This is a genomic window from Oceanococcus atlanticus (assembly GCF_002088235.1).
GTDB lineage: Bacteria > Pseudomonadota > Gammaproteobacteria > Nevskiales > Oceanococcaceae > Oceanococcus > Oceanococcus atlanticus.
Genome location: NZ_AQQV01000001.1, coordinates 482650 through 495775 on the forward strand (window position 1 = coordinate 482650; position 13126 = coordinate 495775).

At 61.1% G+C, this 13126-nt stretch carries 13 protein-coding genes; 3 read left to right on the forward strand and 10 right to left on the reverse strand.

Annotation, left to right across the window (positions count from 1 at the left end; genetic code table 11):
- The first annotated feature begins 38 nt into the window (after positions 1 to 38).
- Positions 39 to 818: a thioesterase family protein gene (locus tag ATO7_RS02245; protein WP_083559282.1), complete on the forward strand. Its 780-nt coding sequence runs from the start codon at positions 39 to 41 to the stop codon at positions 816 to 818.
- Positions 819 to 855: 37 nt separating this feature from the next.
- Here ATO7_RS02245 and ATO7_RS02250 read toward each other — a convergent pair whose 3' ends face one another.
- Positions 856 to 2265, reverse strand: coding sequence for a cytochrome P450 (locus ATO7_RS02250; RefSeq protein ID WP_083559283.1), 1410 nt, complete (start codon positions 2263 to 2265; stop codon positions 856 to 858).
- A 17-nt stretch (positions 2266 to 2282) separates the two neighbouring features.
- Positions 2283 to 2603, reverse strand: coding sequence for a 2Fe-2S iron-sulfur cluster-binding protein (locus ATO7_RS02255; RefSeq protein WP_083559284.1), 321 nt, complete (start codon positions 2601 to 2603; stop codon positions 2283 to 2285).
- A gap of 114 nt (positions 2604 to 2717) precedes the next feature.
- Between ATO7_RS02255 and ATO7_RS02260 the strand changes: the two genes are divergently transcribed.
- On the forward strand, positions 2718 to 3758 hold the full coding sequence (locus ATO7_RS02260; RefSeq protein WP_083559285.1) for an AraC family transcriptional regulator: 1041 nt from the start codon (positions 2718 to 2720) through the stop codon (positions 3756 to 3758).
- Between the two features lie 71 nt (positions 3759 to 3829).
- Here the strand turns inward: ATO7_RS02260 and ATO7_RS02265 are convergent, their stop codons facing one another.
- Entirely contained in the window at positions 3830 to 4438 is a 609-nt protein-coding gene (locus ATO7_RS02265; RefSeq protein ID WP_083559286.1) for a TetR/AcrR family transcriptional regulator, read from the reverse strand.
- A 192-nt stretch (positions 4439 to 4630) separates the two neighbouring features.
- Here ATO7_RS02265 and ATO7_RS02270 point away from each other — a divergent pair, with 192 nt between their 5' ends.
- Positions 4631 to 6043, forward strand: a complete 1413-nt coding sequence (locus ATO7_RS02270; RefSeq protein WP_158523003.1) for a cytochrome P450 — start codon at positions 4631 to 4633, stop codon at positions 6041 to 6043.
- Between the two features lie 23 nt (positions 6044 to 6066).
- Here ATO7_RS02270 and ATO7_RS02275 read toward each other — a convergent pair whose 3' ends face one another.
- The 7 genes from ATO7_RS02275 to ATO7_RS02305 form a co-directional block, all read right to left on the reverse strand.
- Positions 6067 to 6300, reverse strand: a complete 234-nt coding sequence (locus ATO7_RS02275; RefSeq protein WP_083559288.1) for an ACT domain-containing protein — start codon at positions 6298 to 6300, stop codon at positions 6067 to 6069.
- The gene (gene ilvG / locus ATO7_RS02280) at positions 6300 to 7997 is read right to left on the reverse strand and encodes an acetolactate synthase 2 catalytic subunit (protein WP_083559289.1); all 1698 of its coding nucleotides are present in this window, start codon (positions 7995 to 7997) and stop codon (positions 6300 to 6302) included. The genes ATO7_RS02275 and ilvG overlap by 1 nt, the downstream gene beginning before the upstream one ends.
- A 245-nt stretch (positions 7998 to 8242) precedes the next feature.
- Entirely contained in the window at positions 8243 to 8749 is a 507-nt protein-coding gene (locus tag ATO7_RS02285; protein ID WP_083559290.1) for a SpoIIAA family protein, read from the reverse strand.
- A 119-nt stretch (positions 8750 to 8868) separates the two neighbouring features.
- Positions 8869 to 9783, reverse strand: a complete 915-nt coding sequence (flgL, locus tag ATO7_RS02290; RefSeq protein WP_083559291.1) for a flagellar hook-associated protein FlgL — start codon at positions 9781 to 9783, stop codon at positions 8869 to 8871.
- A 9-nt stretch (positions 9784 to 9792) separates the two neighbouring features.
- Positions 9793 to 11151, reverse strand: coding sequence for a flagellar hook-associated protein FlgK (flgK, locus tag ATO7_RS02295; protein ID WP_083559292.1), 1359 nt, complete (start codon positions 11149 to 11151; stop codon positions 9793 to 9795).
- Positions 11148 to 12023, reverse strand: coding sequence for a flagellar assembly peptidoglycan hydrolase FlgJ (gene flgJ, locus ATO7_RS02300; protein ID WP_083559293.1), 876 nt, complete (start codon positions 12021 to 12023; stop codon positions 11148 to 11150). Before flgJ ends, flgK begins: the two co-directional genes overlap by 4 nt.
- Before the next feature lie 3 nt (positions 12024 to 12026).
- Complete coding sequence (locus tag ATO7_RS02305) at positions 12027 to 13124, reverse strand: flagellar basal body P-ring protein FlgI (protein WP_083559294.1); 1098 nt, start codon at positions 13122 to 13124, stop codon at positions 12027 to 12029.
- Positions 13125 to 13126: the final 2 nt, after the last annotated feature.

Below are 13126 nucleotides of genomic sequence, written 5' to 3' on the forward strand. Positions count from 1 at the left end.
CGGCGCGGGCCGCTCAGTTTTCTCAAGAAGAGACCCACATGACCCTGACGCAGTTCCTCAATTCCGTTGCCACCACCACCGAAGGCCTTAAAGCCCGCATCCCCGATAGCTGGATGCAAGGACGCAGCACCTACGGCGGCCTTCAGGCCGTACTCGCTGCAAAGGCGATGCAGCCCCTGAGTGATGGCCTGCCCATCCGCACCTTGCAGGCCACCCTGATCGCCCCGGTTGAGGGCGAGGTCGAATGTCGGGCAGAGCTGATCCGCAGCAGCAAGAACACGCGCCAGATTCGGGTTGAGCTGATCAAGGATGAGCAGCTCCACGCCACCTTCATGGGCATTTTCGGGCGACCACGCGAATCCGTGGTCAACATGGTCCGCGCCCGTCAGGTCAGCGCCGATAAATCACTGGTATGGCCTTACATGGAAGGCATAAGCCCGGCTTTCCTGCAAAATCTTGAAGTCTGCATGCTCAAGGGCAACCCGGTGGGCTCCGGCCAGCATGACTGCGAACAGCTGTACCGGCTGGCCCTCAAAGATGAAGCACCGAGCACCGAACTCGAACATGTGCTGGCACTTGCCGACTTCCCCCCACCCATCGGATTGAGCTGGCCAAAGGGCTTCAAGCCGGGCAGCACCATGACCTGGATGCTCAATTTCACCAGCGAGCCGGTGTCCGGCCACGCACTCAATGACTGGGAGTGCGAAGTGGTGCTGGATGCAGCCAGCGACGGCTACACCCACCAGACCGTTTCCTTGTACGCCCCCAATGGCAATCTGCTGCTGCGCGGCACACAATGCATGGTGGTGTTCGGCTAGCCTGACTGCGGCGTGCCTCGCGGCACGCCGTCAACCTTCAGGCCTTGGCGCTGAGTTTGACCATCATTCTGGCGTAGCCACGCACGAAGTTGGACTGCACCCGTTCAGGCTCACCAACAACCTCGATACGGTCGAAACGCTGGAGCAGCTCCTCCCACAGAATGCGCAGCTGCATCTCGGCCAGACGATTGCCCATGCAGCGGTGAATACCGAAGCCGAACGACAGATGATTGCGTGCCCCCTTGCGGTCGATGAGAAACGCATCGGGGTTGTCGATCTTGCGTTCATCGCGGTTTCCCGAGGCGTACCACATGACCACGCGATCACCCTTTCTGATGGTCCGTCCACCCAGCTCCACATCCTGCTTGGCAACCCGTCGCATGTAGGCCAGCGGGGTCTGCCAGCGGATGATTTCCGACACCATGTTAGAAATCAGGCCGGGGGTTGCCTTGAGCTTTTCAAACTCGGCAGGATTCTCGTGCATGGCCAGCACACCGCCGGTCATGGAATTGCGTGTGGTGTCGTTGCCGCCAACAATCAGCAGCGAGAGATTACCCAGAAACACCAGCGGCTCATCGATCAAGTTCGCGGTGTCAGCATTGCTTTGCATCAGGCTGATCAGATCAAAGCCATGCGGCGTCCCGTCGGCGTGACGCGCTTTCTTGTCACGCCACAGCTGGGCAAAATGCAGGGCCATGTCGGCCGCGGCTGAAAAGACCTCCGACTTGTCAGAAAACGCGCCGCCGGTCATCTCCGGCGAGCCGGCGATCAGGTCCGACCAGTAGGTCAGCAGGTGGCGCTTTTCATAAGGAAAATCGAGCAGGGTTGCGAGCATCCGGCCGGTCAGTTCGATGGACACCGTCTCAACCCAGTCAAAGGGCTGATCAAGCGGCAAGTCATCCAGCACCTCCTGCGTGCGCTGGCGGATCAGGCCTTCCATCTCCTTGAGGTTTTTCGGCGCCACCACCGCCTGAACCGCCTGGCGTTCCACATCATGCCGCGGCGGATCCATGGCGATGAAGGTCTTTAGCGCCATGCCTTCCGGGCGGTCGCCGAGCACGATGATGGGCTCAGCCGAAAACAGTTCGTGGTGCTTGTCGACGAACAGAATGTCGTCATAGCGGGTCACCGACCAAAATGGCCCGAACGGGCTTTCGGCCTGGAAATGCACCGGGGCTTCATCCCGCAAGCGCTTGAAATACGATTGCCACTTGCCCTGTCGATAGAGAAACGGGTTGCTCACATCGATCTCGTGCAGTGGCACGGCCTCAACCTCGGGCAAGACCTCTTCAACGAAACGGGGCACCGGGCGTTCGCCCAGGGTCATGCGCTTGGCTTTGATCAGCTGTTCAATCGCCCGGATCTGCCAGTGCATGGGCACGAATCGCGAAGTGGTGTTGATCGCGCGGGTGTAGGCCGCATCCACGGCCCGGCTGTAAATCGACATTGTGTTGTGCTCCGCGTTCACATCTGAAATTCAGGCAGGCGCACGACCATGCCATCCATGTCTGGCGTCACCTGCACCTGACAGGCCAGACGCGAGGTCGAAGCCCGCTCCGGCGTCATGTCGAGCAGCTGCTGCTCATCGGCGGCCATGGCTCCGAGCTGGCTGGCCCAGGCCGCCTCCACGATGACATGGCAGGTGCCGCATGCGCAGGAGCCGCCACAGTCGGCGTCAATACCGGGAATGTCGTGATCCATGGCGATCTGCATCAGTGACGAACCGGCCTCGAGTGCGACGACATGTTCTGCGCCGTCATGCTCAATGAAAGTGATCTTGCCCATACACGAGAATCCAGGTGGTGGTTAAGCCACCAGATTAGGTCAGCCAAGCTGGACCTTTGAGGTCATTTTTTGCCATATTGGGGTCATTTCAAGACACGACCTGCGCCCGGCGCCATGCCTAAACCCGATGCCCACATCCCGGCCAATTACTCGCGCCTGATGGCCCGCGAGCTCGGCCTGTCGGCAAAACGCCTGCCCACATTACTGGCCGGAACAACGCTCAAGGTCGAGGAATTGCTGGACGAGCGCTGCCTGCTGACACCGGGCGAGCAGATCCGCTTGTTGGAAAATGCCCTGGCCCTGACTGCTGAGCCGGGGCTCGGCCTGAGGCTGGGTCAACGGCTGACCCCACTCAGTCATGGCGCCATGGGTTTCATGGCTTACAGCAGTCCGAATCTGCATATGGCCCTGCAGGCCATCTGCACGTTTGTGCCGACCCGACTGAGCTTTGCCCGGGCGCAACTCAGCGAGCAGCAAGATCAGCTGATCTGCGATGTCGGTTTTGCCCACACGCTCGATCCGGCCGTGCACCGCTGCCTGTGCGAGGCCATCGCCGGCATGTTCTGCTCGGTTGCCGAGATCATTGTTGGGCGGCGCGTGGATGAAGCCAGCTTTGCCTTTCCCTACCCGCCACCGACCTATCAGGCGCTGTATTTCGAGCACCTCACCGGCACAACAGAGTTTGCTGCCAACTGCCTGAGCATCAGCCTGCCAATGAGCGTTGCACGCATTCCCAATGCCTCGGCCAATCACCAGAACTACCTGCTCGCGTTGCAGCAATGCGAGGCCATGCTGGCCAACATGCAGGCGCAAACGCCGAGCTTCGAAACCCGCGTCAAACAGCTGATGCTGTCACGCCCACCGGGCCTGCTCAGCGAAGACGAAACCGCCGCAGAGTTGTTCATGAGCAAACGCAGCGTGGCACGTAAGCTGGACAAGGAAGGCACCAGTTTTCGCCGTATTCGCGATGCTGTGCTATCGCAGCAAGCGGCGGATTACCTGTGCCGGGATCAGCTCTCGGTGGAGGCGATAGCCAGCTTGCTCAACTATCACGACAGCGCCAACTTCCGGCGCGCCTTCAAGCGCTGGTTTGGGGTGCCACCGGAGACCTATCGGCGCAGCCATATGGCCACAGTGCAGCCGGCAAAAGCTTAGCTCAGAGCGGCTGCGCAGCGTTGCTCACGCCTTCACCCCGGCTAAAGTCGCAAACCTGCCGCGCCTCCGCCTCAATCCAGAATCACCGACACAACCATCTTGTTCAGATAGCTTTTCTGCTGCTGCGGGTCATCGCCAGGAATCCCAAGAAAGCCGTAGGAAATAATCTGGTGCATCAACCAGTCGACCGTTTCATGCATGTTGAGGCCTGGTTTCAACATGGGCTGCGCTGAATCGGCGACCAGAAACTTCTCCAACATGCGCGTGGTGATGTCCGAAAAATACTCACGCGACAAGCGGGCAAAGGTTTCGATGTTGTGCGCATCCATGACGATGGCATACCTAGGATGGGTGCGCAGCTTGATGACGATTTGGTAGAGCGATTCGGTGAAGCTCTCCCGGGTGACGTGGTTACCCGCAGTCTGGCGGATGATATCGGCGGTGATCTCCTGCATCAGCGCCATCATCACCGCGCTGGTTAAATCCCGTTTGCTGTCGAAGTAGCGGTAGATCGTGGCGCGGTTATAGCCAACTCTTTCGGCCAGCTGTTCGAAGCGAAACTTGCGAAACCCCTCGCCGGCCATCAGCTCAACAGCCGCCTCCACCATGACTTGTTTGACCTTGGCGTACTCACGTGTATCAGCCTTAGCTTTACGAACATTGCGTTGTTTTGCGGTCATGCGCGATTTACGGGATTTGGCGGTTCGAGCCGGACAGCTTAGCCAAACACGGCGCCTTGGGCGCGACAACACATGCGTATCAGGCCTCTTTGACAGCGCTGTGCCCGGCCCCGGCGATGATGCAACATTTTTTTGTTTTTGTTGTACTCTACAGAACACATGCCAGCCGCCATCTTCCGGAGGAACAAAAAGATGAGCCCTGAAACCACCTCAGATCCGCGCGCCCAAACCTGCCCTTATGCCGCTATGGCTTCAGGCCAGATCGCCCTTGGCGCAGGTACTGGTCGGCGCGCGCCACTGATCAAGTCAACACCGCTGATTGGCCCTATCCGTCAATTCACCGGTGATGTTGTGGGTTTTCTGAATCGCACACGTAAAACCTACGGTGACGTTTTTCGCTTGCGCATCCTGGGTGTCGACATGACGGTCTTAAGTGGACTCGACGCCATCAGCATGCTTGAGAACGACGAATTGCTCAGCACTACGGATTCGATGGAAGTGCTGATGAAGGCCGTGAAAAGTCGCCTGCCCGGCACTTTCGACGGCCCTCAGCACCGTTCTTTCCGCAAACTGCACAGCGGTTTCCTGAACCGCGGACTGGAACGCGATCGGCGTGATGAAGTCTTCGATTGTGTCAGCCGTCATGTGCAGGCCTGGGACGCGGGTTATGAGTTTGACCCTCTGCACGAGTCGCAATCACAAACCGTCGATATCCTGTCAAACGTCCTGAATGGCGAGCCGTTTCCCTTCTCCAGCAAAGATTTGTCGACTGTCGTTCACACTCTGATCATGGCCACCTACGGGCACGTGCCGCTGTGGCTGGCACTCAACAACCCGCGTTATCGAGCGGCCCAGAAGCGTATGAACAAGCACGCCCTGAAGCTGGTGGCGCGCGTGCGCAAAGATCCCGCATTACAGGCCAGCACGCTGGTGGGCCAATATCTCAGCCATGAACCACCAGCCGGCATGGACCAATGGGACGACGATGATCTCAAGATCGTCCCGCTGGCGGCGTATCTGGCCGGCTATGACACCGTCGCGTCGGCGGCGACATCCATGCTCTATCGGTTGCTAAGCAACCCAGATTGCCTGGCTCGGGTACGGCAGGAATACCAGCAACTGGCCCAGCAGGCCGATGGCCATGTTGACCCGATGAAGCAAAAGTACCTGCGCGCCGCATTTCTGGAAACCACGCGTATCAATCCGCCCGGCGCTATCGTTATGCGCTACGCCACGCAGGACTTTCAGTACAAGGGTTACACCTTGCGCAAAGGCGACCAGGTGCTCATTCAGATCTCCAGTGATCACATGAATGAGACCCTGTTCCCTGAACCCGAGCGTTTTGACCCCGAGCGTTTTCTGGGTGACAACGCCACCGAACTGAAGCGCGCCGTGCTGACCTTCGGTTCAGGCGCACACCGCTGCACCGGTGCCGCCATCGGCCCGTTGTTCTGCCAGGAAATGGTCTCCTACTGGGTCAATCATTTCGATCTTGAACTGGTGCCCGGAAAAGACAAACCCAAGATTGTGGCCATGCCATTCACCCAGCCAATGGGACTGCGCATTCGGGTAACCGGCCGGCGCCTGCCCGCACTGGCGGCGTAAGGCTGCAAACCTCGCAAGGCCGCTCATCTGCCGTCAACCTGGGTGGTCTTTACACCGTGCAGCTTGTCGATTTGGGACTGCAGCGTGGCCAGTGGACGGGTGCCATGCACGGTGAAACCAATAGACCAACCGCTTTCAGTGCGCTCGGCACTGAAAGCGCTGAGTTCAAAGCCGCGGATGCGAATAACCTGACATAGACGTTCCAGCGCCGCAGGCTCAGGCGCCATCTGCACCTGCAGCTGATAAGCGCTGACCATCACGCGGCCACCTGCGCGGGCTGCGCCAAGCTGGCGCCATCCAGCATGTGCTGATTGCTCTCCCCCGGTTTGACGATGGGCCAGACATTGTCTTCGCGGGCGATGGCCACATGCAGCAGCATCGGGCCTGGCTCGGTCAGCAAGGCATTCAACCCGGCATCCACCTCCTGCCAGCATTGAATGCGTCGTGCCGCAATACCAAACGCCTCGGCCAGGGCCACGAAATCCGGGTTGTCATCCAGATCAATCTGGCTTTCCCGGTTGGCGTAGAACAGCTCCTGCTGCTGGCGCACCATGCCCAGACACTGATTGTCGAGAATGATCAGCTTGACCGGCAAACGGTAACGCACCAGGGTGGCCAACTCCTGCGCGTTCATCATGAACGAGCCATCCCCGCTGATGTTGATGACCATGCCCCGAGGCGCGGCAAACTGAGCCCCGATGGCGGCCGGCAGACCAAAGCCCATGGTGCCCAAACCACCGCTGCTGAGGTGCTGGCGCGGATGATCGAAGCGGTAATGCTGGGCCACCCACATCTGATGCTGCCCCACATCACAGGTGATGCAGCTGTGCGGGTCGGCGCGACGCGACAGCGTGCGAATGAACTGAGGACCGCGGATAGGCGCCTCCGGCACGGTTTGGCTCGCCACCGAAAAACCACCGCTGGCGTGCCACTGGCGGCACTGCTTGCGCCACTCATCCACCCTCAGCGGCTGCTCCAGCAGGGCCTGGGTCAAAGCTTGCAGCAGCGCATTCAGATCACCGTTCAGACACACCTCGGCACGACGCAGCTTGTTGAACTCGGCGGCGTCGGTGTCCATGTGTACGAGCTTGGCGTGCGGCGCAAAACCGGACAGCGCGCCGGTTGCGCGGTCATCCAGACGAGCACCGACAACCAGCAGCAGATCAGCTTGCTGGACCGCCTGATTGGCCGCCCGCGAGCCATGCATACCCAGCATGCCGAGATGTAGAGCATCGTCCCGGCCATGGTTACCCAGGCCATGCAAACTGGCCACGCTGGGCAAGGCTGCGGCTTCGGCAAAACGGCGAAACGTTCGTTCAGCCCGCCCCAGGCGCACCCCGCCACCGCTGTAGATCAGCGGCTTGCGTGCCGCCCGCAGCAGGTTCAAGGCATCGCTCAGATCGGGCGTGCTCGATGGCGGGGCCGGCGCAGATGGGCGCGGCACCACATCGGCCAGCTCAGCCAGCAGCACATCTTTGGGCAGGTCCACCCAGACCGGGCCGGGGCGTCCGCTTTGAGCCAGTTCGATGGCCTCATGCATGATCGCCGGCAGGCTTTGTGGGTCGGTCACCAGATAGCTGTGCTTGACCAGCCCCAGGCTCATACCCAGCACATCGGTTTCCTGAAACGCATCGGTGCCGATCAGTGAGCGCGGCACCTGGCCGGTGATCACCAGCAGCGGGATCGAATCGCGCTGCGCATTGGCCACCCCGGTGACCAGGTTGGTCGCCCCAGGGCCGGAGGTTGCGATACACACACCCAGCCGACCGCTGGCCCGGGCATACCCATCAGCCGCCAGAGCGCAACCCTGCTCGTGCCGACACAACACATGCTGGACCTCTGGCGCGTCTACCAGGGCGTCGTAAAGCGGCATGATGCAGCCGCCCGGATAGCCGAACACGGTATCGATATGATGCTGTCGAAACGCCTGAAGGATGAATTGTGCGCCGTTCATGTTTAGGTCCTGTTTTCATCGGCAAAAAAAAACCCCCGGATCCTTGCGGAGCCGGGGGCTTGTAGTGTGTGGTGGTCGCTTATCTCATTCCGTTACCCACGCCAAAGCCCCCGGTTGGTACGACGACCACCAGGACCACATTGACGAGTACGGACACGAGGTTGAAACGCATGGGTTGCGGATTCAGTGAGATAAGGAACAGGCGGCGGACATTAACCCAGGCAACGGACATGGGCAAGCCAGGCTTACACGAACCAGTCGTCTTCTTCGCCCTTCTGGGTTTCCCCGGCCTCGAGCTCGAAAACACCTGTGGCCTGCATATCCACAGGTTCTTCGCTGATTTCAGGTGCGACTTCGGTGTCTATAGCGGGACTATCTGCGACCGGCCCGGAAGCCAACCAGGCCTCGGCACGACGCACATCATGTGGCGCGAAACGATCGATCTCAGCATTGGAGAAGTAATTGCCCAGTGCGGCCGCAAATACCGCCGGCGAAGCCTCGGTCAGCACCGCCACACGGGCAAAGTCGTCCTTTTGCTCACGCACTGCACGCAGATTGTCGAGAAACGATGACAAATCACGCCACGGCGGGAACTGCGCAGCACTGATCAACATGCCTTTGAAGGGAACGGCAGCGCGCTGTACCTCGGCACTGACATGATCGGACACCTGACGCACATTGACGGACGCCAACGGCGCATCAATGCTCAGATTCAGAATGCGCGTATGCGGATTCACCGTGAGCTGGATCATTCACGCTCTCCTGGTCGACTTTCGACAGTGATCAGTCTACTCCGGACGGCAGGTTGAGTTCATCGCCGCTGGTCACGTGAATTGATCCTCTCACACGATGAACGCGACAAAAACTGTCGTTACAGATAGTTGAACAGCGAAAGACTCTGGATACGCGTAAAGGTTTTCTGCGCCGCTTCCAGCGCCGTGAGCTCCTGGGCCAGCTGCGACAGGGTTTGCGCCACATCGGTGTCGCGCAGGCCGGATGAATCCGTTTGCACACTGATCTGAAGTGCAGAAATCCGCTCAGCGGCGGTGTCCAGCCGTTGCAGATCCACCCCCAGCCCGGTGCGCAAATCCAGCACATGGTTGAGCGCGTCATCAACCCGCGTCAGGCCTGCATCCATATCGGCATTGCGCTGAGCCGTGCTGGCCGCATCGGGCGTGGGCATCTCCAGGGTGTCTGCCAGCTCATCGAACATGGCAAACAGATCACCAGCCGGGCCGTTCAAAAAGACCGCATCACCGGTCAGCCCATTGGCCATGGTGGCGCTCTGATCAACCGCAATCTGACGTGCGCTGGTCGCGCCCTGGTAGTTCACCCCTGCGGCCTCAACAAACGGCGTGGTCGCATCATCCTGACCGGCGAACAGGTAACGGCCCTGTCCATCCTGACCATTGGCAATACGCAGCAAATCCTCGCCCAGGGCGCGCATTTCCAGCGCCAGCGTGCTGCGCGACTCCGCAGACTGGGTGGCATTGGCGCCGCTGATCATGAGTTCACGCGCACGGTGCATCAGATCGCTAACACTCCCCAGCTCAGCTTCGACAAAACTCAGCCGTGAGGACAGCGAGGCAATGTTGGCATCGTGTCGCTTCAGCGTCGTCAGCATGTCGTCATTGCGCATCACCCGTGACATGGCCACGGGATCATCCTTGGCCTGATTCAGCCGCGTGCCACTGGCGATCTGGTCCTGGGCGCGCATGATGTTGCCCTGACGCTCGTTCAGGGTCGCCAGCGTCTGGCGATAGAGCATGGATTGGGTGACCCGCATGATGCCCTCCTAGCGCGCCGCTGCAAGCAGCGATTCGAACATTTCGTTGGCCGTGGCAATGATCTGCGCGGCCGCCTGATAGGCCTGCTGGTAGCGCAGCATGTTGGCGGCCTCTTCATCCAGGTTGACACCGGATACGGCATCTCGCAGTTCCAGATTGTTGGCCATCAACGCCGCTTCGGCGGTTTCCGTGGCTTCCAGACGACGCGCCGAGCTGCCCACACCCGACACCAGCGCAACATGCGCATCCTGCAAGGACAAACCGTTCACCGCCGGGCTTCGCAAGGCATCGGCCAGGGCCAGCGCATTGCTGTTGTCTCCACTGCCCGCAGCGGCGCCTGCCGGCGCCGAGGCCAGGGCCTGTGGATCATCCAGCAGAACCTCCAGTCGCGCCGAGGGCGGACTGGTGGCAAACAGGGCGGTGCCGGCCACGCCGCTGGCATCAACACCAGCCGCCTGAGCCGCATTGACCGTATCCGCCAGCCCCTGGGCCAGCGCACTCAGATCTTGCTGAGCCGGTTCCAGCACATCGCGGCGAAAAGCCATCAGGCCACCCAGTTCGCCGCCGCTGATCTGCGCGCTGATGTCCGAACCCGCCACCGTCACGCTGACCGGATCAACCGGCGTCGCGCCGGGTTCAATGCCGATCAGGCTGGTTTGCTTGCCGACCACCAGCCCCTGGCCGTTGCCGACCATCACATTGAGGCTGCCGTCGTCCTGCGGCACCGTCTGCACATCAATCAGGCTGGCCAGTTCGTTGACCAGACGATCGCGTTCGTCGAGCAACCCGTTGGGTTGCTGCCCGCTACCCAGACCGCCATTCAGGGCAATCTGGTCGTTCAGCTCCGCAATGTTCTGGCTCAGGGTGTTGATGCGATCCACGGCGCCGCCGACGCGGGTGTTGATCTCCTGGGTGAAGCTGTCCAGACCGTCCTGAACCTGGCCAAAACGCTGGGCCATGGTCTCGGCCTGGCCGAGCAACTGAACCCGGGTTTCGGTGGCATTGGGATCAGCCGCCCAGGCATCCACCGCATCGACAAACGCGCGCAGCGGATCACTCAGGCCGGTGGCCGGGTCGGACAGCAGCAAATCCAGGCGCCCGGCCAGATCGGCACCACTGGCGACGCTGGCATGGCTGGAAACGCTCTGGGTCAGGCGCTGATTGGCAAAGCTGTCGGTGTAGCGTTCGATCAGGCCGGACTCAACCCCCTGCCCGAGCATCTGGCCCGGCACATGGCGGGCGGAAAAGTCCACGCGCTGACGGCTGTAACCTTCGGTATTGGCGTTTGCGATGTTATTGCCGGTGACGGCCAAAGCACGCTGGTTAGCCAGCAAAGCCGATGTGCCGATGCCAAGGAGTCCGCTCATATCGCATTCCAGTGTTTGCCCAGGGTTTCACCCCGCGCCACGTCAAAAATCTTTTCTACATACTGTGGATCGGTCGCATACCCACCGGACTTTAGGCCCTGGACAAAATTTTCATCGTTGCCGCCGTGCGCCAGCGCCTGCGCATAACGTGGCTGGCTGCGTATGAAATTGACGTAGTCCTGCACGCTCTGGGCATAGCTGTCATAGCGTCGGAAGCCATCTTCGGTGGCAACCATGCGCTGACCATCAAACTCACGCGTGGCGCCCGTCGCCACCGCGCCCTGCCATGAAGCATCGGCCTTGATACCGAACAGGTTGTAGGACGGCCGACCGCTGTCATCGACCGGCATGTGCTGCCCCCAACCGGTCTCCAGCGCGGCCTGGGCCAGCAGCACCTGCGGCGACACGCCGAGCTGGCTGGCGGCCTGCTGAATATGCGGCTTGACCGTGCGGACAAAATCCTCGGCGCGGGAAAACGCCGGCGGATCGGAAAGATAGTTTTGCGCCGCACTGAGCCCGAAACCGCTGCTGCCGCTGGCGCGCAGATCGACCAGCGGCCGGCTCGCGGCAAAGCGCCCGTCCTCACCACCACCGAGCTGGCGCGCAATCATGGCCGACAGGCCCAAACCCTGGCCGCTCTCGCTGATCTGGCGACTGATCTGGTCGCGCCACATCGAATCGAGCATGTCGCTGCGGGCATTGTCACCACCACCCAGACCACCACTGATCTTGACCTGAGAAAGCAGCTGCTTGACGAACAGCGCCTCAAACTGGCGCGCCGCCGCCTGGGCATCCGACGGCTTGTTCTGGTCGGCGGTTGCGGCGTTCAGCTGCGCACCCGCTGCGGCCAGCTTGGCGGCGTTGACGCTCATGCGCTAGATCACAACCAACTCGGCACGCAAGGCGCCAACCTGCTTGAGCGCTTCGAGGATCGCGACCAGGTCACCCGGCGCCGCACCGACCTGATTCACCGCCCGCACGATGGTGTCCAGATTGACCCCGGCCTCAAGCAGGAACATGCGGCTGCCGCCCTGCTCCACGGTGATCTCCGAATCCGGCACAGCCACAGTTTCACCGCGACCGAAGGCATTCGGCTGACTGACCTGGGCGCCTTCGCGAATGGTCACGCTGAGCGAGCCATGGGTCACCGCAGCAGGCATGACCCGTACATGTGAGCCGATCACCACGGTGCCGGTGCGAGCGTTGATAACCACCCGCGCCGGGGCATCACCGGGTTCGACTTCGATGTTTTCCAGCACCGAAATGAAGGCCACTTTCTGGTCCAGCGATTGCGGCGCACGCACCGCCACGCTGACCGCATCAACCGCATGGGCCAGACCTGGCCCGAGCATGCCATTGATGCTGTTGACGATACGTCGTGCGGTGGTGAAGTCACCCTGATGCAGATTCAGCACCAGTTCTTGTGCGCTGGCCAGACCACTGGCCACCACCCGCTCCACATTGGCCCCGTTGGGAATCCGCCCGCTGCTCGGCACATTGACCGAAACCCGCGAGCCGTCACGCCCGTCCACGCCAAAGCCGCCGACCACCAGACTGCCCTGAGCCACGGCATAGACCTGGCCGTCGACCCCCTTGAGCGGGGTCATGAGCAGGCTGCCACCACGCAGGCTGCCGGCATTGCCCAGCGAGGACACGGTGACGTCCAGCTTCTGGCCCGGCTTGGAAAAGGCCGGCAGTTCAGCGTGCACCGCCACCGCGGCCACATTCTTGAGTTGAGGATTCAAGCCCTCCGGCATGGCCACGCCGAGCTGACGCAGCATGGTGGCCAGACTCTGGGTGGTGAACGGCGTCTGGGTGGTGCGATCACCGGTGCCATCCAGCCCCACCACCAGGCCGTAGCCGATCAGCGGGTTGCTGCGCACGCCCTGGATCGAAACCAGATCCTTGAGCCGCTCTGCCGCGGCCATGCCGGGTAGCGTCAGCATCAGGATCACGATCAGAAATCTACGCATGG